Source organism: Kineosporia sp. NBRC 101731 (genome assembly GCF_030269305.1).
Taxonomy (GTDB): Bacteria; Actinomycetota; Actinomycetes; order Actinomycetales; family Kineosporiaceae; genus Kineosporia.
This window is the reverse complement of record NZ_BSTC01000002.1, coordinates 618,899-637,945: the sequence shown is the minus strand read 5'-3', so window position 1 is coordinate 637,945 and position 19,047 is coordinate 618,899. Positions and strand designations below refer to the sequence as shown.

16 protein-coding genes and 1 tRNA gene are annotated in these 19,047 nt (G+C 70.0%); 13 read left to right on the top strand and 4 right to left on the bottom strand.

The window, feature by feature from the left end:
- Positions 1 to 185: 185 nt before the first annotated feature.
- Positions 186 to 1,361, bottom strand: coding sequence for an IS701 family transposase (locus QSK05_RS10060; protein ID WP_285596391.1), 1,176 nt, complete (start codon positions 1,359 to 1,361; stop codon positions 186 to 188).
- 396 nt (positions 1,362 to 1,757) lie between these two features.
- On the opposite strand from QSK05_RS10060, the gene mfd reads away from it, so the two are divergent.
- From mfd to QSK05_RS10015, 9 genes are all read left to right on the top strand, one after another.
- Positions 1,758 to 5,363, top strand: coding sequence for a transcription-repair coupling factor (mfd, locus tag QSK05_RS10055; RefSeq protein WP_285596389.1), 3,606 nt, complete (start codon positions 1,758 to 1,760; stop codon positions 5,361 to 5,363).
- A 257-nt stretch (positions 5,364 to 5,620) separates the two neighbouring features.
- Complete coding sequence (locus QSK05_RS10050) at positions 5,621 to 6,295, top strand: SurA N-terminal domain-containing protein (RefSeq protein WP_285596387.1); 675 nt, start codon at positions 5,621 to 5,623, stop codon at positions 6,293 to 6,295.
- Entirely contained in the window at positions 6,295 to 7,299 is a 1,005-nt protein-coding gene (gene mazG / locus QSK05_RS10045; RefSeq protein WP_285596385.1) for a nucleoside triphosphate pyrophosphohydrolase, read from the top strand. The genes QSK05_RS10050 and mazG overlap by 1 nt, the downstream gene beginning before the upstream one ends.
- A 38-nt stretch (positions 7,300 to 7,337) precedes the next feature.
- Entirely contained in the window at positions 7,338 to 8,171 is an 834-nt protein-coding gene (locus QSK05_RS10040) for a phosphoribosylaminoimidazolesuccinocarboxamide synthase (RefSeq protein WP_285596382.1), read from the top strand.
- Between the two features lie 50 nt (positions 8,172 to 8,221).
- Positions 8,222 to 9,907: a DUF885 domain-containing protein gene (locus QSK05_RS10035; RefSeq protein WP_285596380.1), complete on the top strand. Its 1,686-nt coding sequence runs from the start codon at positions 8,222 to 8,224 to the stop codon at positions 9,905 to 9,907.
- Positions 9,908 to 10,077: 170 nt separating this feature from the next.
- Complete coding sequence (eno, locus tag QSK05_RS10030) at positions 10,078 to 11,361, top strand: phosphopyruvate hydratase (protein WP_285596377.1); 1,284 nt, start codon at positions 10,078 to 10,080, stop codon at positions 11,359 to 11,361.
- Positions 11,358 to 12,239 carry an FtsB family cell division protein gene (locus QSK05_RS10025; RefSeq protein WP_285596375.1) on the top strand — a complete coding sequence of 294 codons (882 nt, stop codon included), beginning with the start codon at positions 11,358 to 11,360 and terminating at the stop codon, positions 12,237 to 12,239. Before eno ends, QSK05_RS10025 begins: the two co-directional genes overlap by 4 nt.
- Entirely contained in the window at positions 12,236 to 12,769 is a 534-nt protein-coding gene (locus QSK05_RS10020) for a DUF501 domain-containing protein (RefSeq protein ID WP_285596373.1), read from the top strand. The genes QSK05_RS10025 and QSK05_RS10020 overlap by 4 nt, the downstream gene beginning before the upstream one ends.
- The gene (locus tag QSK05_RS10015; protein WP_285596371.1) at positions 12,766 to 13,710 is read left to right on the top strand and encodes a Ppx/GppA phosphatase family protein; all 945 of its coding nucleotides are present in this window, start codon (positions 12,766 to 12,768) and stop codon (positions 13,708 to 13,710) included. The genes QSK05_RS10020 and QSK05_RS10015 overlap by 4 nt, the downstream gene beginning before the upstream one ends.
- Here QSK05_RS10015 and fdhD read toward each other — a convergent pair.
- Entirely contained in the window at positions 13,700 to 14,527 is an 828-nt protein-coding gene (fdhD, locus tag QSK05_RS10010; protein WP_285596369.1) for a formate dehydrogenase accessory sulfurtransferase FdhD, read from the bottom strand. The genes QSK05_RS10015 and fdhD overlap by 11 nt on opposite strands.
- Before the next feature lie 89 nt (positions 14,528 to 14,616).
- Between fdhD and QSK05_RS10005 the strand changes: the two genes are divergently transcribed.
- Positions 14,617 to 14,692, top strand: a tRNA-Leu gene (locus tag QSK05_RS10005).
- A 135-nt stretch (positions 14,693 to 14,827) separates the two neighbouring features.
- Here QSK05_RS10005 and QSK05_RS10000 read toward each other — a convergent pair.
- A complete protein-coding gene (locus tag QSK05_RS10000) occupies positions 14,828 to 15,334 on the bottom strand; it encodes a DUF3500 domain-containing protein (protein WP_285596367.1) in 507 nt (168 codons plus the stop codon).
- 89 nt (positions 15,335 to 15,423) lie between these two features.
- Between QSK05_RS10000 and QSK05_RS09995 the strand changes: the two genes are divergently transcribed.
- Entirely contained in the window at positions 15,424 to 16,266 is an 843-nt protein-coding gene (locus QSK05_RS09995; protein ID WP_285596365.1) for an alpha/beta fold hydrolase, read from the top strand.
- Between the two features lie 422 nt (positions 16,267 to 16,688).
- Here QSK05_RS09995 and QSK05_RS09990 read toward each other — a convergent pair whose 3' ends face one another.
- Positions 16,689 to 17,900, bottom strand: coding sequence for an MFS transporter (locus QSK05_RS09990; RefSeq protein ID WP_285596364.1), 1,212 nt, complete (start codon positions 17,898 to 17,900; stop codon positions 16,689 to 16,691).
- Positions 17,901 to 18,037: 137 nt separating this feature from the next.
- Between QSK05_RS09990 and QSK05_RS09985 the strand changes: the two genes are divergently transcribed.
- Both QSK05_RS09985 and QSK05_RS09980 read left to right on the top strand, forming a co-directional pair.
- A complete protein-coding gene (locus QSK05_RS09985) occupies positions 18,038 to 18,727 on the top strand; it encodes a type 1 glutamine amidotransferase domain-containing protein (protein ID WP_285596362.1) in 690 nt (229 codons plus the stop codon).
- Positions 18,724 to 19,017 (top strand): DUF1330 domain-containing protein, encoded by a 294-nt coding sequence (locus QSK05_RS09980; protein ID WP_285596359.1) that lies wholly within the window; start codon positions 18,724 to 18,726, stop codon positions 19,015 to 19,017. The genes QSK05_RS09985 and QSK05_RS09980 overlap by 4 nt, the downstream gene beginning before the upstream one ends.
- Positions 19,018 to 19,047 lie beyond the last annotated feature (30 nt).

Genomic DNA, 19,047 nt, shown 5'->3' with positions numbered 1-19,047 from the left:
CGAGCCTCCCAGAGGCGCGTCAACGCCCGCTGAGCTGAGGTTGGGGGATGGCATGATCACGACCAGGAGAAGGGGCGCCCCCTCAGGGGCCCCTCCACTGCCGTGATCATGCAAACTGTCCCCGACCCGGGCGGACCGTCGGTGACCCGGGGGACCGGGGCTCAACGGCGTCCTTCATCTCGAATTCAGACCGCCTGACCCTTACCCCCTGCCGCGTAGGCCACGTCGCGCAGGTCCACGTACTGCGGTCGCAGATCGGCCGAGTTGTCGTGCCGGGCCAGCTCGAGCGCCATCTGGGCGGCCGAGGCGAGCGTGACGTGCCGGTACCAGCCCCGCCAGCTGCGCACCTCGTAGTGGCCCAGCCCGGTCTTCTGCTTGACCGCCCGGCAGTGCGCGGCGGCTCCCTCGATCAGCTGCACGATGGGTACCACCTCGGCCAGGCCTGCGTGGGGGCGCAGGTAGGCCGTGTAGTACGACCGGGCCCGGGCGTTGCGGCTGGTGCCCGAGAGCATCAGGTACGACATCTCGATGCGCGAGGGGTCGGAGCTGCGGGTGGAGAAGCGGTGCAGCACCGTGTTGCGTAACTGGAGCATCTCGTGCCCCGGTGGCATCGGGGTGGTGCCGTTGGGCTGGCCGGACTCGTCGGTGATCGCCCGTCCGACGCCACCGGCCTGCATCTCGCCGGCACTGCCCGCCACCAGGTGCTGAACCCCGTAACGCCGTAGCAGGCGATGAAGGATGGTCTTCTCGGTGCACACGAGATTGCAGGCCACCCAGACCGGGCGGATGGAACTTTCCCAGGCCCGGCGAATCATCTCCGCCGCGATCGCGGACTTGCTGCGGTAAACCACTTCGGGCGGGATCTGGGCCTGCTCCCGGCGTTGCGGATCGCTCACCCACGCGGGCGGCAGATACAGCTCGGAGTCGATCAGGAATGCCTGCCGGTCGGCGGTCAGATAGAAGAGCAGCAGACCGATCTGGCAGTTCTCCACGCGCTGGGTGTCGTGGCTGTACTGACGTTCGACCGCCACCGCGTTGCGGCCCTTTTTGGGGAAGGCGATCTCGGTGAGGAACAGGGTGCCGCCGGTGCGGCCGCCCGCCTGAATCGCAATGGCGCGCAGTTCCTCCCGGACGGAGAACTCGTCCCAACGGGCCGAGGTGAGCAATCTCTGCACACCGTCGGCACGAATTTCCCCGGAATAATGACCGACCGTCTCGCCCCGCCGGAGACCGGCGGTATGTGCCCTGGGTAGATCGACGAGATAGTTCCAGGCGCGCTTCCGTGGTTCGGCGCGGCTGAAATTGTGTGCGATCCGATCGTAGACGACCTTCAGTGATCTCTCGTACGCGGGATCGTGCACGTGCCCCCTCCACAGATGCCCAGCGTCTCTTTCCCGCGAGGGGATTCGACCCGCCGTAATGCCCGGCCCCGTGCCGGGTGCGTTTCCGATCCGGATCATTTTATGAGTCGGCCGCAATTGCGCCAGGGTCCAGAAATTCTGATGGCCGTCTGAGTGCTGTGCCGAACTCCCGAATCTGCCCCTCAACTGTCGCTCAGATCGGGGTAGCAACCGGCCGACCGGCTCCCGGCCTGCGGAAATCACCCGGGGTGGCTCGGGCGCTCGGCTCCGGCGGCGCCGGAGAATTCGCCGTAAGCTGACAACGCCCCGGACTGCCCGTGCAGCCCGGCGCGTTGTGCTGTTCGCCAAGACGCGACGACGCTGTTCGCAAAACCCTAGTGCCAACCCCCCGGAGCCATGAGCCTCACCGGAATCCTCGACCTGCTCACCGCCGACCGTGCCGTGAGCGACGTTCTGCGGATCGCCCGCGAGGGCGGCGAGCCCTTGCTCGACCTCACCGGCCCGGCCGGTCTGCGCGCCCCTCTGATCGCCGCGCTGGCCGGCCCCGCCCCGGGCGGCGGCGGGCGACCCGTCCTGGCGGTGACCGCCACCGGCCGCGAGGCCGAGGACCTCGCCGCCGCGCTGCGCTGTTTTCTGCCCGAGCACGCCGTCGCCGAGTTCGGCGCCTGGGAGACGCTCCCGCACGAGCGCCTGAGCCCGCGCAGCGACACGGTCGGCCGGCGCATCGCCGTGCTGCGCCGTCTGGCCCACCCCGAGACCGACGAGCACGGCCCGGTGCAGGTGGTCGTGGCCCCCGTGCGCGCGGTGCTCCAGCCCGTCGTGCGGGGTCTGGGCGACCTCGAGCCGGTCGCCCTGCACGCGGGGCAGGAGGCCGAGCTGACCGAGGTGGTCGAGCGCCTGGCCGCCGCCGCGTACTCCCGCACCGACCTGGTCGAGCGCCGCGGCGAGTTCGCCGTGCGCGGCGGCATCCTCGACGTCTTCCCGCCCACCGAGGAGCACCCCCTGCGGGTGGAGTTCTGGGGCGACGACGTGGAGGAGATCCGCTACTTCGCGGTCGCCGACCAGCGCAGTCTGCACGTCGCCGAGACCGGTCTGTGGGCACCGCCGTGCCGCGAGCTGCTGCTGACCGAAGATGTCCGGGCGCGCGCGGCCGAGCTGGCCGAGCGCCTGCCCGGCGTGGCCGACCTGCTGGGCAAGGTCGCGGCCGGGGTGGCGGTCGAGGGGATGGAGTCGCTGACCCCGGTGCTCGTCGACGCGATGGAGTCGGTGCTCGACGTGCTGCCGGCCCACACCCACGTGGTGCTGGCCGACCCGGAGCGGATCCGCGCGCGGGCCCACGACCTGGTTGCCACCAGCGAGGAATTCCTCCAGGCGAGCTGGCTGAGCGCGGCCGCGGGCAGCGCCGTGCCGATCGATCTGGAGCCGGTGCTGGGCACGGGCTCGTTCTGGGCGCTGGCCGACGTGCGCGCGCACGCCCTCAAGCAGGGCCTGCCCTGGTGGACCATCTCGCCGTTCGGTCTGGACGAGACCGGTCAGGCCGCGCACGACGAGGGCGACGAGGGTGCAGTCGTGTTCGTGCCCGAGGTGGTGGCCCCGGAGCCGTACCGCGGTGACCGCGAGCGCACCATCGCCGACATCGGTGGCTGGCTGCACGACGGCTGGCGGGTCGCGGTGATCACCGAGGGCAGTGGCCTGGCCCGGCGCGTCGTGGAGATGCTGACCGAGGCCGACCTGGCCGCGGTGACCGTGGACGACCTCTCGCAGCCCCCGGCGCCGTCGGTGGCGGCGGTCGGCACCGGCCGTCTGCCGCAGGGGTTCATCGCTCCCGCGCTGAAGTTCGCGGTGCTCACCGAGACCGACCTGACCGGCAGCACCGCCCCCGGCTCGACCACCAAGGACATGCGCCGGATGCCGGCGCGCCGCAAGAACGTGGTCGACCCGATGCAGCTCAGCACCGGTGACAACGTGGTGCACGAGCAGCACGGCGTGGGCAGGTTCGTCGAGCTGGTGCAGCGCACCGTCGGCGGGGCCACCCGCGAGTACCTGGTGATCGAGTACGCGCCGGGCAAGCGTGGGCAACCGGGCGACCGGCTGTTCGTGCCGACCGATGCGCTCGACCAGGTCACCCGGTACGTGGGTGGCGAGCAGCCGACGCTGAACAAGCTCGGCGGCACCGACTGGGCCAAGACCAAGGGCCGCGCCCGCAAGGCGGTCAAGCAGATCGCCGGTGAGCTGATCCAGCTCTACTCGGCGCGCATGGCGACGAGCGGCCATGCCTTCGGGCCGGACACGCCGTGGCAGCGGGAGCTGGAAGACGCGTTCGCCTACGTGGAGACGCCCGACCAGCTGGTCACCATCGAAGAGGTCAAGAAGGACATGGAGAAGACGGTCCCGATGGACCGGCTGATCTGTGGCGACGTGGGGTACGGCAAGACCGAGATCGCGGTGCGGGCGGCGTTCAAGGCGGTGCAGGACGGCAAGCAGGTGGCCGTGCTGGTGCCGACCACCCTGCTCGTGCAGCAGCACCTCGACACGTTCGTCGAGCGGTACGTCAACTTCCCGGTCAACGTGAGGGGCCTGTCCCGCTTCTCCACCGACTCCGAGGCCAAGGCGGTGAAGGAGGGTATTAAAGACGGCTCGGTCGATGTCGTCATCGGTACCCACCGCCTGCTCACCGGTGAGATCCAGTTCAAGGATCTGGGTCTCGTGGTGGTCGACGAGGAACAGCGGTTCGGCGTGGAGCACAAGGAGCGCCTGAAGCAGCTGCGCACCAACGTCGACGTGCTGGCCATGAGCGCCACCCCGATCCCGCGCACCCTGGAGCTCGCGGTCACCGGTATCCGCGAGATGTCCACGCTGGCCACACCTCCGGAAGAGCGGCACCCGGTGCTGACCTTCGTGGGGGGCTACGACGAGCGGCAGATCTCCGCGGCGATCCGGCGGGAGTTGTTGCGGGAGGGGCAGGTCTTCTTCATCCACAACCGGGTGGAGTCGATCGACCGCACCGCCGCGCGGCTGCACGAGCTGGTGCCCGAGGCCCGGATCGCCACCGCCCACGGCAAGATGGGCGAGCACGCCCTCGAGCAGGTGATGGTCGACTTCTGGGAGAAGCGGTTCGACGTGCTGGTCTGCACGACCATCATCGAGACCGGCCTGGACATCTCGAACGCCAACACGCTGATCCTGGAGCGGGCCGACATGATGGGTCTCTCGCAGCTGCACCAGCTGCGGGGCCGGGTCGGCCGGGGTCGCGAGCGGGCCTACGCCTACTTCCTCTACCCGCCCGAGAAGCCGCTCACCGAAACGGCTCTCGACCGGCTCCAGACGATCGCGGCGAACACCGACCTGGGTGCCGGCATGCGCGTGGCGATGAAAGACCTGGAGATCCGCGGCGCGGGCAACCTGCTCGGCGGCGAGCAGTCCGGGCACATCGCGGGTGTCGGGTTCGACCTGTACATCCGGCTGGTCGGCGAGGCGGTCGCGGAGTACCGCGGCGACAACGAGCAGGAGCACCAGGAGGTCAAGATCGATCTCCCGGTGGACGCACACCTGCCCACCACCTACCTGCCCGACGAGCGCCTGCGTCTGGAGGCCTACCGCAAGCTGGCCGAGGTCGGTTCGGACGAGGCGCTGGACGCGGTGAAGGCCGAGCTGGTCGACCGCTACGGCCCGATCCCCGACGTGGTGACGAACCTGCTCGAGGTCGCCCGGCTGCGCATCCTGGCCCGTCAGGCCGGGCTCACCGAGATCGCCACGATGGGCAAGGCGATCCGGTTCGGCCCGATCGACCTGCCCGACTCGGCCCGCATGCGGCTGCACCGTCTCTACCCGGGCACGCAGGACAAGCCCGCCACGAAGACGGTGCTGGTGCCCGCCCCGACCACGGCGCGCATCGGCGGCCGGCCGCTGCGTGACGTCGCGGTGCTCTCCTGGGCGCGGGAGTTCATCGAGTCGGTGCTGATGGCGTCGGTGAAGGCGGCGGCGTCGGCCGCGAGCAGATAGCTGACAGCGAATTGAGGACGCGGGTGGGCACCCAAGGTGCCCGCCCGCCCGTCCGTCCCCTCCCCTCCCCTCCCCATTTTTTGTTCGTGATCATGCAAAACCTCCCCGGAGTTCTAGAACTGTGACGCCGGGAGTTCAGGAGCTCCGGGGAGTGGGGGCACCTCCCGGCCGAAGGCTGGGGGATTTGCATGATCACGCAGGAGGTTGGGGTGACCTTAGCTGCCCACGCGTCGTGCCCGGGCGATAGCATTTCGTGCGTGATCGCGACGCCGCGCCGTATGGGCGCTCTTGTGGCCGGAGCGGCCGCCGTTCTTGCCGTGACTCTCTCCGGCTGTTCCGGCAGTCAGGCGGGTGCCGCCGCGGTGATCGGTGAACGCCGTATCGCTGTCGGGGATGTGCAGGACGGGTTCAGCGACATCGTGCCGCTGGTCGGGCAGGATGCCGGCATCACCCAGGCCCAGATCCTGAATCTGCTGATCCTGGAGCCGTACCTGAGCCAGGCCGCGTCCGATCTCGGGCGCGGGGTGTCCGACGAGGACGCCAAGCTCGACTTCGCCTCGTCCGGCACGGTGAAGGAGGCCGACCTGAGCGAGGCCGGGCTGGAGGTGTGGAAGGCCAACCTCTCCAACACCGCCCTGCAGACCGACCGCAGCACCGCGGAGATCACGGCGACCTACTCGACCATCGAGCAGAAGCTGAAGAAGGCGGGCGTCCACATCAACCCGCGCTACGGCAACGGCATCGACTACACCACGTTCACCATCACCCAGGCGCAGCCGAACTGGCTGAAGAGCACCGCGACGCCGGCGGCAACCGCCCCGGCGCCCACGGAGGGCTCTGAGCCGACCGCACCCACCGAGCAGACGGCCCCGACCGAGAGCCCGGACGCCGCTGCACCGACAGACGCTCCGACGCAGACGCCTGCGCCGTAGTGGGTCGCGACGATCAGGCCCCGCTGGACGCGGGGCGCGTCACCATCCTGCTGACCAGCCCACGCACCGCGCCCGGACTGCTGAGTTTCGCTGCCTGGGACCGGCTTCGGTCGGCCGGTGCGGTGCTGGCCGTCGACCCGGATCCCGCCTGGCTGGAGGCTCTGGCCGCGGCCGGGGTGACGCCGGAAGACGTCGCCACGGTGCCGGTGGCCGAGCGTGCCGGCCGGCTGGTGGAAGACGCCTGCGCCGGGCAGGAGCTGGTGTGGTGGGGGAGCGAGGACGGCGACCCCGGCCTGACCGACGCCCTGGCCGAGCACCTGTCGCGCCGTGCCGTTGTGCCCGGGTCGCAGCCGCCGCCCGAGGTGGAGGTGCTGACCGGCTCGTATGACGTGCCTGGCTCGCGGCTCCTGGACCTGGTCGCGGTGATGGACACGCTGCGCTCACCCGGGGGCTGCCCCTGGGACGGCGAGCAGACGCACACCTCGCTGCTGCCGTTCCTGCTGGAGGAGACGCACGAGGTGATCGAGGCGGTCGAGGCCGGTGACCCCGCCCACGTGCAGGAAGAGCTCGGCGACCTGTTGCTGCAGGTGGTGTTCCACGCCCGGATGGCGGAGGAGGAGGCGGGCTTCGGCATCGACGAGGTCGCCGCCGGGATCGTGGCCAAGCTGATCCGGCGCCATCCCCACGTGTTCGGTGACGAATCGGCTGGTTCGGCGCAGGATGCCGAGGCGTCGTGGGAGGTTCTGAAGGCGGCGGAGAAAGCCGGCCGCCAGGGCTTCGAGGGCATCCCGGCCACGCTGCCGGCCCTCGCCAAGGCGCAGAAGATGATCGGCCGGCTGTCCCGGGCCGGGGCCGACCTGGACGAGGCCGTGGAGAAGGCGGCCGAAGGCGACGAGCTGGCGGAGGCCCTGTTGCGGTTGGTGGTGCTGGCCCGGGTGTCGGGGCAGGACGCCGAGGCCACGCTGCGGGCGGCTCTGGGCCGGCTGGTCCCGCCGTCACAGTAAGTTGGGCTCCTCTGCGCGATGAGGAAAGGCAGTTCTAGATGAGCCCGCAGTTGCTCCACTCCGGCAAGGTGCGTGAGGTCTACGCCGACGGCGACGACATCATCCTGGTCGCCTCCGACCGGATGTCGGTCTACGACGTGATCCTGCCGACGCCGATCCCGGACAAGGGCGCGATTCTCACGCAGCTCTCGCTGTGGTGGTTCGAGCAGATCAAAGACGTTGTCCCGAACCACATCATCTCCGGCACCGACGTGCCGCCGGAGTGGGCCGGCCGGGCCGTGCGCTGCAAGAAACTGACCATGGTGCCCGTGGAATGCATCGCCCGCGGCTACCTGGCCGGCCTCGGCCTGCAGGAGTACCGCCGCGACGGTGCCATCTCCGGTCTCGCGCTGCCCGAGGGCCTGGTGGAGGCGTCGAAGCTGCCCGCGCCGGTGTTCACACCGACCACGAAGGCCACCGAGGGTCACGACGAGTTCATGACCTTCGACGAGGTGGTGGCCCAGCAGGGCGCCGACCTCAGCGACCGGCTGCGGGAGCTGACGCTGGCCGTCTACACCCGGGGCGCGCAGATCGCCGCCCGCAGCGGTGTGATCATCGCCGACACCAAGCTGGAGTTCGGGATCGACGCCGCCGGTGAGCTGGTGCTCGGCGACGAGGTGCTGACTCCCGACTCCTCGCGGTTCTGGCCGGCCAACACCTGGGCCCCGGGCGGCCCGCAGCAGTCGTGGGACAAGCAGTTTGTCCGAGACTGGTCGCTGGCCAGTGGCTGGGACAAGACCTATCCCGGCCCCGAGATCCCCGCGCAGATCGTGGAGAAGACCCGCGCCCTCTACGTCGACGTCTATGAGCGAATCACCGGCAACCGCTGGTAAATCCTGCTCTGAGCGGGTTCTTGGCCTGATCGTGCGGCACGATGGGGTGCATGCGCGAGCAGCAGGACGATGACCCGATCGTGACCGCGAGATTCCGTGACGCCGCCACGAAGGTGCTGGACGCCCTGCTCGAGGCCGCACCCGAAGAGGCCACCGAGCTGGGCGATCACCGTTACGACGAACTGACCACCGAACTCACCGTCGAGGCCACGATCCGGCGGGCCTCGATGCTGGTCGACGCGATGTCCGCGCTGGACGACGTCGACGACACCGCCCTCACCCCGGGCGACCGGGTCGACCTGGAGATCCTCCGGACCCGGGTGAGCGGCACCCTGTGGGAACAGACGGAGCTGCGCCGTTTCGAGAACGACCCCCTCCTGCACCTGCCCGCCGACGGGCTGTATCCGCTGATCAGCCGCGAGGGCCCGGCGCCCGAGCGGCTGCGGGCGCTGGCGGCCCGGCTGGGCCAGGTGCCGCAGCGGCTGGCCCAGGCCCGTGACGTGCTGCGCGACATGCCCCGGCCCGCGGTGCAGACCGCCATCGGCCAGGCCCGGGGTACCGTGCCGCTGCTGACCGAAGACCTGGAACCACTGCTGGCACAAGACGAGTCCCTCGCCTCCGGGGTTCGCGAGGTGCGCGACGCGGCGGTGGAGGCCCTGCGCGACCACGCCCGCTGGCTGGAGGCGCAGCTGCCGGTCAGCGACGGCGACCCGCGTCTGGGCGAGCTCAACTACGCGGCCCGGCTCTGGTACACCCTCGACACCGAGACCGGTCCCGACGCCCTGCTCACCCGGGCCGAGAGCGACCTCCAGGCGATCGAGGAGGACATTGCCGAGCTGGCCTGCCGGATCAGCGGCCGGCCGATGTCGGAGACGCTCGTGCGGGAGGTGCTCGACCAGGCGGCCGCGAGCGCACCGGTGACCCCCACGTCCATCCGCCCGCTCTGTGAGCAGGCACTGGTTCTGCTGGCCGCCCGGGTGCGGGAGCTCGATCTGGTCACCGTGCCCCCGGCGCCGATCCACGTGATCGAGATGCCGCCGTCGCGGGCCGGCATCGCCGTGGCCTACTGCGACCCGCCCGGGCCGCTGGAGCCCGGGGCGGCCGACGGCACGCTCCCCACGTTCTTCGCCGTGGCGCCCACCCCCGCCGAGTGGGACCAGGCCCGCACCGACGCTTTCTACCGCGAGTACAACGGCCACATGCTGCGCAATCTTGCGGTGCACGAGGCGATTCCGGGGCATGCGCTGCAACTGGCGCACGGCAACCGGTACCGCGGCACCACGCCGGTGCGTAGTGCGATCCGCAGCGGCACGTTCATCGAGGGCTGGGCGGTCTACGCCGAGGAGCTCATCGCCTCGTTCGGCCTGGGTTCCGGCAACAACGACGACGACATGTGGCTGCGGCTGATGACGCTGAAGATGGCGTTGCGCAGCGCGATCAACGCGATCCTCGACGTGCGGGTGCACGCGCACGGCATGACCGAGGACGAGGCGATGCTGCTGATGACAGCTCGCGGCCACCAGGAGGAGGGTGAGGCGGCGGGCAAGTGGCGACGGGCGCTGCTCACCTCCACCCAGTTGTCCACCTACTACGTGGGGCACCGCGAGATCCGCGACCTGGCCGGTCGGATTCACGCGGAGAACCCGGACTGGTCGAAACGGCAGGTGCACGACGAGTTACTGGCACACGGGGCGCCACCGCCCCGGCACCTGCGGGCATTACTGGGACTCGACTGAATCCCACTTGTGGGGAGTCAGGCATTAGCAGGACCTTCGGCCCCCGGACACCTGCCCCCAGGTGAGGGGTGGGCCACAGGCCGGACGATAGGCTCGGTTACGTAGTTGCGTAGACGTAACGGTCCACAGAAACTCCACTGAAACCGGTCTGACGAGCAGGAGCAGCAAGCATGGCAAGCATCGAGGCCGTCGGAGCCCGAGAGATTCTCGATTCACGGGGCAACCCCACCGTCGAGGTCGAGGTGGCTCTGGACGACGGCACCATCGCCCGCGCGGCGGTCCCCTCCGGCGCCTCCACGGGCGCTTTCGAGGCGGTCGAGCGCCGTGACGGCGACAAGAAGCGCTACCTGGGCAAGGGCGTCGAGAACGCGGTCAACGCCGTGCTCGACCAGATCCAGCCCGCCCTCCTCGGCTTCGAGGCCAGCGACCAGCGCATGATCGACCAGGCGATGCTCGACCTGGACGGTACCGACAACAAGGCGACCCTGGGTGCGAACGCCATCCTCGGCGCCTCCCTGGCTGTGGCCAAGGCTGCGGCCGAGTCGGCCGAACTGCCGCTGTTCCGCTACCTCGGTGGCCCGAACGCGCACATCCTCCCGGTGCCGATGATGAACATCGTCAACGGTGGCGCCCACGCCGACAGCGGCGTGGACGTGCAGGAATTCATGATCGCCCCGTTCGGTGCGCCCTCCTTCAAGGAGGCCCTGCGGATGGGTGCCGAGGTCTACCACTCGCTCAAGTCCGTGCTGAAGGCCCAGGGCCTGAGCACCGGTCTGGGCGACGAGGGTGGCTTCGCCCCGAGCGTCGCCGGCACCAAGGAGGCCCTGGAGCTCATCGCCACCGCGGTCGACAAGGCCGGCTACGTGCTGGGCACCGACCTGGGCCTGGCGCTCGACGTGGCCGCCTCCGAGTTCCACAGCGAGGGCGTCTACTCGTTCGAGGGTGGCAAGCGCACCTCCGCCGAGATGATTGAGTTCTACACCAGCCTGGTCAACGACTACCCGCTGGTCTCCATCGAGGACCCGCTGGACGAGAGCGACTGGGAGGGCTGGACGGCCCTCACCACCGCCGTCGGTTCCAAGGTGCAGATCGTCGGCGACGACCTGTTCGTCACCAACCCGGCCCGCCTGCAGCAGGGCATCGAGACCGGCGCCGCCAACGCGCTGCTGGTCAAGGTGAACCAGATCGGCACCCTGACGGAGACGTTCGACGCCGTCGCCCTGGCCCACCGCAACGGTTACCGCTGCATGATGAGCCACCGTTCCGGCGAGACCGAGGACACGACGATCGCCGACCTGGCCGTCGCCGTCGACTGTGGCCAGATCAAGACCGGCGCCCCGGCCCGCTCGGACCGGGTGGCCAAGTACAACCAGCTGCTCCGCATCGAGGAAGAGCTCGACGACGCCGCGGTGTACGCCGGCGCCGGCGCGTTCCCCCGGTTCGCCCACCGATGAGCCCACGCCGTCCGCCCGCGCCCGGTTCCGGAGGGATCCCTGATCCCTCCGGTGCACCACGCGCACCCCGCGCGCGGGCGGCCGGCCCCGGTGTTCCGGCGGCCCAGAAGGCCGCCACGAAGAAGACCATCGCCTCGAAGACCCCTGCCCAGCGAAGTGCCGGCCAGAAGAGCGCCGCCCAGAAGGCCGCGGCTCAGAAGAGCGCCGCCCAGAGGGCCTCGGCCCAGCGACCGGTGAAGCGACCCACCTCACCGGTGACTGCCGCCGAGCGTGCGGCCGCGGCGAAGAAGAAACAGGCCGCCGCCGCGAGGGCACAGCGCTCCCCGATCTCACACACCCCGACCAAGAAGCGCGCGCCCCGGGTGACGGCCTCCCGCTCCGGCGGACTGCGCCCCACGAGCACCCGGCCGGGATCGGCCCGGCCCCGTGCCGGATCGGCCGGCCGAGGTTCCCGCGGACGCGGCTTCGGCTTCGGAACCGGGCGCCCGGTATGGGTTCTCGGTGCAGTGATGGCCGCGCTCGCACTTGCGATCCTGCCCTACTTCCAGAAGTGGCTGGTGCAGCGCTCGGAGATCGAGTCGGTGCGGGCAGAGGTCAGCCAGGCCCAGGAAGACGTCTCCGATCTGCAGAAGCAGAAGGAACGCTGGAAGGACGACGACTACGTGCGAGCCCAGGCCCGCTCCCGGCTCAACTACGTGATGCCGGGGGAGACCGGTTACGCGGTCTCCGATCCCACGCCCAGCCCCAGTGTCAGCCCGAGCAGCACCGGCGAGGCCGACGTGCCCGTGGGGAACCGGTCCTGGTTCACCAGCGTCTGGCTGTCGGCCCAGACCGCCGGGTCGCAGGGCGAGGCCCAGGCCGCCACCGAGGTGCCGTGAGCGGCGCCGACGCACAGCGGAACCCGGGTCCGACCCCGGCCACCGCGGAAGATCTCGCGGCCGTGCACCGTCAGCTCGGCCGGCCCGCCCGGAACGTGGTCGCCGTCGGCGCCCGCTGCCCCTGCGGCCAGCCCGACGTGGTGCAGACCTTCCCGCGGCTGGACGACGGCACGCCGTTCCCGACGATGTACTACCTGACCTGCCCGAAGGCCGCCGGTGCGATCGGCACCCTGGAGGCCTCCGGTCTGATGAAGGAGATGACAGCCCGGATCGCCGAGGATCCGGATCTGGCAGACGCCCAGCGTCGGGCGCACGAGGACTACCTCCAGCGGCGGGCCCAGCTCGCCCCGGTGCCCGAGATCGCCGGCGTCAGCGCCGGCGGCATGCCCGACCGGGTCAAGTGCCTGCACGTCTACGCCGCGCACGCGCTCGCGGCCGGCCGGGGCGTGAATCCGCTGGGGGACGAAGTTCTCGACGCTCTGCCGTGCTGGTGGGAAAGAGGGCCCTGCTCAGTGGTGGAGGAACAATGACCCGCGTTGCAGCAATCGACTGCGGCACCAACTCGATCCGGCTCCTGATCGCCGACGTGAGCCGCAGTCGCGGCGAGCTCGTCGACATCGAGCGCCGGATGGAGATCGTGCGACTGGGCCAGGAGGTGGACAAGACCGGAGAGATCGCCCCGGAGGCGATGGAACGCACCCTGGCCGCCGCCCGCCGGTACGCCGACCTGTGCCACCAGCACGAGGTGCACTCGATCCGGTTCGTCGCCACCTCGGCCACCCGGGACGCGCGCAACCGCAAGATCTTCGTCGACGGGGTCCGGGAGGCGCTCGGGGTGGAGCCGGAGGTCATCCCCGGCGCCGAGGAGGCCGAGCTGTCGTTCACCGGGGCCACCGGCGGTCTGCCCGGCGGCCACGACGCGCCGTTCCTGGTGGTCGACCTGGGCGGCGGCTCGACCGAGTTCGTCCTCGGGGAGAAGACCGTCGACAGCGCGATCTCGGTGAACATCGGCTGTGTGCGGCTGACCGAGCGGCACCTGCGCAGCGATCCACCGACCGCCTCCGAGGTGGCCGCCGCCACCGCCGACATCGACGCCGCCCTGACCCAGGTCGCCGGGAAGGTGGCCCTGGAAGACGCCCGCACGCTGGTCGGGGTGGCCGGCTCGATCACCACGGTGACCGCGCACGCCCTGGGTCTGCCCGCCTACGACCCGGCCGCCATCCACGGCGCCACGCTCAGCCTCGACCAGGTCGAGAAGGCCTGCACCGAGCTGATCGAGATGCCGCGGGAGCAGCGGGCACAGCTGCCCTTCATGCACCCGGGCCGGGTCGACGTGATCGGCGCCGGGGCCCTGGTCTGGCGGCGCATCGTCGAACGGATGGGCGCCACCGGCCGGATCGGACAGCAGGTCACCTCCGAGCACGACATCCTCGACGGGATGGCCTGGGGCCTGGCCTGGTCTAAGCGCTGACCGCGACCTCTACGCGCACCCGCTCCGGGTGCGCGTAGAGGTTCATCGAGTCGCCCCGCACGAACCCGGCCAGCGTCAGGCCGGCCTCTTCCGCCAGGTCCACCGCCAGCGTGGACGGTGCGGAGACCGCTGACAGCAGGGGAATCCCGGCCATCGTCGCCTTCTGCGTGAGCTCGAAGGAGGCCCGCCCGCTGACCTGCAGCACGGTGTTCGACGCCGGCAGCAGACCGTGTGTCAGGGCCCAGCCCACCACCTTGTCCACAGCGTTGTGCCGGCCCACATCCTCCCGCACACACAGCAGCTCACCCTCGGGCGTGAAGAGCCCGGCCGCGTGCAGCCCACCGGTGCGGTCGAAGGCGCGCTGCGCCTCGCGCAGCCTGCCGGGCAACGAGACCAGGGTGCCGGCGTCCACCAGAGGCTCGACGACGTCCTTCATCGAGAGCCGGGGGCGCCGGTTGAGCACCTCGGCGATCGAGTCGCTGCCGCACACGCCACAGGCGCTGGACGTGGCGCCCAGACGGGCCTGCGGCACGGGCACCCCGGGAGCCAGGCGCACCTGCACGGTGTCGGTGTCGCACGAGGTCAGCTCGGTGATGTCGGCACTGGCGTGCGCCACCCCCTCGGCGACCAGCCAGCCCAGGGCCAGCTCCAGGTCGTGACCGGGGGTGCGCATGGTGGTGGCGATGGTGGTGTCGCCGGCCTTGATGGTCAGCGGCGCCTCCACCGCGAGCGAGTCGGGGCGGGTGGTCGCGGTGGCCCCGGGCCCTCCGGCCCCACGCACACGCACGACCGGGCGGCGGTCCACGAGATGTCCCATGCTCCTGAGCGTAAGCCTGCCCGGGATGACGTGATGCTCGGCAGTCCCTGCACATCGAGGATGGTGGACCTAATAACCTGTGTCCGTACGCCCTCGTAGCCCAACGGCAGAGGCAGGCGCCTTAAAAGCGCTTCAGTACGGGTTCGAATCCCGTCGGGGGCACCATGGGTCTTCCCTGGGCACGTGTCCAGCGATGATGCGGAACGGGCGCGGGGCCCGGACACGGTGGTCAGTTCCGGCCGGGCCGGACGGTGGACGCCCCGGGGCGGTGACGCCCACCCGTCGCTCCCGGCGGCTGGATCAGTGGTCGAGCGCGAGGTGCAGTGCCAGCAGAGACTTGCCGTGGTCATTGCCGTTGGGGGTTCGCACGTCCGAGTGCACGTGGTTACGACTGGAACCGGTCACGCCCTTGCCCAGCGGGCCCGGCCCTTCACAGTCGAACTCGATCCAGATCACCGGAGACTGAACCCGCACGTAGAAGACCGCGTCGTCATCGGTTCCACCGATCCACGCGAAGTAGGTCTCGTCCAGGTGCTTGCGGATCTCGGCCATCTTGATCTTCGCCTGGCCCTCCTTGACGTTGCCGACCATCCGCTCGACGAACGCCAGGATCGCCCGGCGGCCCTTCGCCGACACGTCGCCCAGTGCGACCCCCTCGTACTCCTGCACCAGATTGTCCTGGAAGGCCCCGGCCACCGACTCGGTGGCGAACTTCTCCGCCGCGATGATCGCCTGGCCCTGTTCCGTGCTGCTGAGCGCCTGGATGGCCTTCACCGCCAGCGCGATCTCGCGGCCTCGCCCGCTCACTTGAAAGTAGACCGGTCGTCTAGTAGTTTTCTTTCAGCGGGACCGACCGGGACCGCACGGTGCGACTTCACCACGGATGAGGAACGATCATGGGCACGATCACAGTGGGCACGCAGAACTCGACCGACATCGAACTGCACTACGAGGACCAGGGCGAGGGGCAGCCCGTGGTCCTGATCCACGGCTACCCGCTGGACGGGAACAGCTGGGAGAAGCAGACGGCGGTCCTGCTGGAGTCCGGCTACCGGGTCATCACCTACGACCGCCGCGGTTTCGGCCAGTCCTCCAAGACGGCGGCCGGTTACGACTACGACACCTTCGCCGCCGACCTCAACACCCTGATGACCGAACTGGATCTGCAGAACGCGATCCTGGTCGGCTTCTCCATGGGAACCGGTGAAATTGCCCGCTACGTGAGCACCTACGGCGCCGGCCGGGTGTCCAAGATGGCCTTCCTCGCCTCTCTGGAGCCGTTCGTGCTGCGCACCGACGACAACCCCGAGGGTGTGCCGCCGGAGAACTTCGACGGCATCGTGGCCGCGGCCCGGGCCGACCGCTACGCCTGGTTCACGGGTTTCTACCAGAACTTCTACAACCTGGACGAGAACCTCGGCACCCGGATCAGCGACGAGGTCGTGCGGGCCAGCTGGAACACCGCCACCAGGAGTGCTCCGGTCGCGGCCTACGCGGTCGTCCCGTCCTGGCTGGAAGACTTCCGCAAGGACGTGCAGGCGGTGAAGGACGCGGCCAGGCCCACTCTCATCCTGCACGGCACCGAAGACCGCATCCTGCCCATCGATGTCACCGGACGCCGGTTCTCCGCCCTGATGCCGGATGCCGAGTACGTCGAGATCGAGGGTGCGCCCCACGGCCTGCTGTGGACGCACGCCGACGAGGTGAACTCCGCCCTGGTGAAATTCCTCGGCGCCTGATCCCCGCGCACGACCAGAACACCTCCGTGATGTGGTGCCCTCGCTCCGGCGACGGCACCACATCACGGTTTTGCCGTCATGCCGGTGGCTGCATCCCGTCGTGTAGACGTTCGCAGCGTTCGCACTCAGGCAGAGATGGGTTCCGGCATGGCGCAACTCACCATTGCTCACCCGCTGCCACCGGCGATGAATGCTGCCGCTGCACTGCGTGGGGTACACGCTTCCGGCGAAGCTCGAGCTCAGGCACTTGTCCTGGGTGCTGCTGGCTCCTGACATCAGCATCGCCATCACCGCGGCCACCAGGATCGGAAGTTGACGTCTCCCGGCGGCCCGGAATGTCAAAGGCGCTGGAGCGGACGCAGTGCGCCGCCGGACCGAGTCGGTGGTCCGGCGGCGCTGGTCGGTCTCGTTCCCGCTGATAACTATCGACGACGCGGCCAGGCCATGAAAGTGGTTGCCAGGCTGATCAGTCCGAGGGCCGATACGCCCACGAGCACGATCGTGGGGCTCCAGGCGGCGGACAGGACGGGAATGACCACCGGCGCGGCGAAACCGACGTAGGTGAGGGCGTAGAAGACGGCCGTCGTCATCGCGGCGTGCTGTGCCGGGGCCAGGGCCTGAACCATTTTCAGACCGCTGACCAGGAGCAGCCCGTAGGCGGAGCCCAGGATGACGGCCGTGATGCCCAGGAGCGGAACCCATCCCGTGGCGGCGGTCAGCGCGGCCACCAGCATGCCCACGATCACGGCGGCCAGGCCTGCGCGGAACGGCCGGGCCGGTGAACTCAGGGCCAGACGCTGGGCCAGGGGCTGGGCCAGGATGCCGGTGCCCAGCGTCAGGGCGGCGATCGCGCCACTGCCGACCGCGCCGTAGGCGCCCAGCGGCACGAGGACGGGCAGTGCGGCCAGGGAGGTGGTGGCGGCCCCGAACACCCAGGGAGCAGTGGACGCGACGGCGGTCAGGAAGAGCCGGCCGGTCAGTACCTCATACAGGCCGGGCCCGGCCACATCATCCGGAACATTCGTGCGGACAGGGGTTTCCGGAGCGGAGCCCATCAGGAACAGGGCCACCAGGACCAGGGCGACGTGGAGCAGGTAGGCCGTGGGCCGGGGTGCGGGCAGCCACTGGACGATGATGCCGGAGGCCAGCGGGCCGAGTGCGAATCCGCCGGTCAGGGCCGTTGCCGCGCGCCGGGCCCCGGACGCGGCGAGTCCGCCGGCCTCGGAGAGCTCCTTGATCCAGGCCGTGGCCGGGGCCAGAGCCGCCCCCGCGCTGATCCCGACCAGGATGCGCCCGGCCAGGATGCCGCCGAAGGCATTACCGGAAGCGAGGATCAGCAGGGTCCCGGTCGCGGACAGGACCAGACCGGCGCTGAGTACCGCGCGCCTGCCGAGCCGGTCGGAGGCCTTGGCCATGACCAGCAGGGCCGGGATCAGGCCGAGCGCGTAGGCGCCGAACAGGGTGGTCACCTGCACCTGGCTGAGGTCGCCCCGATAGGTCTGCAGCAGGGAGGCGAACATGTTCGCGCCCCAGGCCACCACCAGCGCACCGAATGCGGGCCGCTTCCAGGCGTCCGGACCGGCCGTACGAGGTGGGGTCGCAGGGGTGATGGCGACCGGGTGGGTGGTTGTCATGCCGTCACAGTAGACAGAAGTAGACCGGTCGTCTAGTGTTCTGGTCAGACGGGAACGCAGACCGGTTCGGACATCTCTCCGGGATGCGAAACCGCCTGACCCACATCCGAAAAACTGACTTGTGAGGCGCGTCCACCATGAAGGTCCTGCTCGTTCTGACTTCCCACGACCAGCTCGGCGACACCGGCCTCAAGACCGGCTTCTGGCTGGAGGAGCTGGCCGCGCCGTACTACGGCCTGAAGGAGGCCGGCGTGGAAATCACGCTCGCATCACCCCTGGGCGGTCAGCCGCCGCTCGACCCCAAGAGCAACGAGCCGTCGTTCCAGACCGACCTGACCCGCCGCTTCGAGCTCGACCCCGAGGCGACCGCGGCCCTGGCCTCCACGCAGGTGCTGTCCACCGTGAAGGCGGCCGACTTCGACGCCGTCTTCTACCCCGGCGGCCACGGCCCGCTCTGGGACCTCGCCGAGGACCGGGACTCGATCACCCTGATCCAGGACTTCCTGCGCTCGGGCAAGCCGACCGCCCTGGTCTGCCACGCCCCCGGCGTGCTGCGGCACGTCGTGAACGAGGAGGGCACCCCGGTCGTGGCCGGCAAGAAGGTCACCGGGTTCGCCAACTCCGAGGAAGAGGGCGTGGGCCTCACCGACGTCGTCCCCTTCCTGGTGGAAGACGTGCTGGTCGAGCAGGGTGGCATCTACTCCAAGGGCGAGGACTGGGCGTCGTACGTGCTCCAGGACGGCCTGCTGATCACCGGGCAGAACCCGGGCTCCTCGGCCGAGGCTGCCGACGTACTGATCAAGGCTCTGGCTGCGCAGTCGGCATGAGTGCCTACGTGATCATGCTCCGTGAGCGGGTGACGGATCCGGCCGAGCTGGAGGCCTACGCGGCCTCGGCCCGGCCGGCCCGGGCCGGGCATCCGATCACCCCGGTCATCGGTTACGGGGCGATCCACACCCTGGAGGGCGAGCCTCTGGACGGGGTGCTCGTCCACCGCTTCCCCACCCGGGAAGACGCTCTGCGCTGGTACGAGAGCCCGGCCTACCAGGCGGCGTTGCCGCACCGTCAGGCCGGGGCCGACTACCGGGTGCCCATCGTCGAGGGGGTCGACGAATAGAGACGACCGGTCTAATCAAGAGGTAGGCTG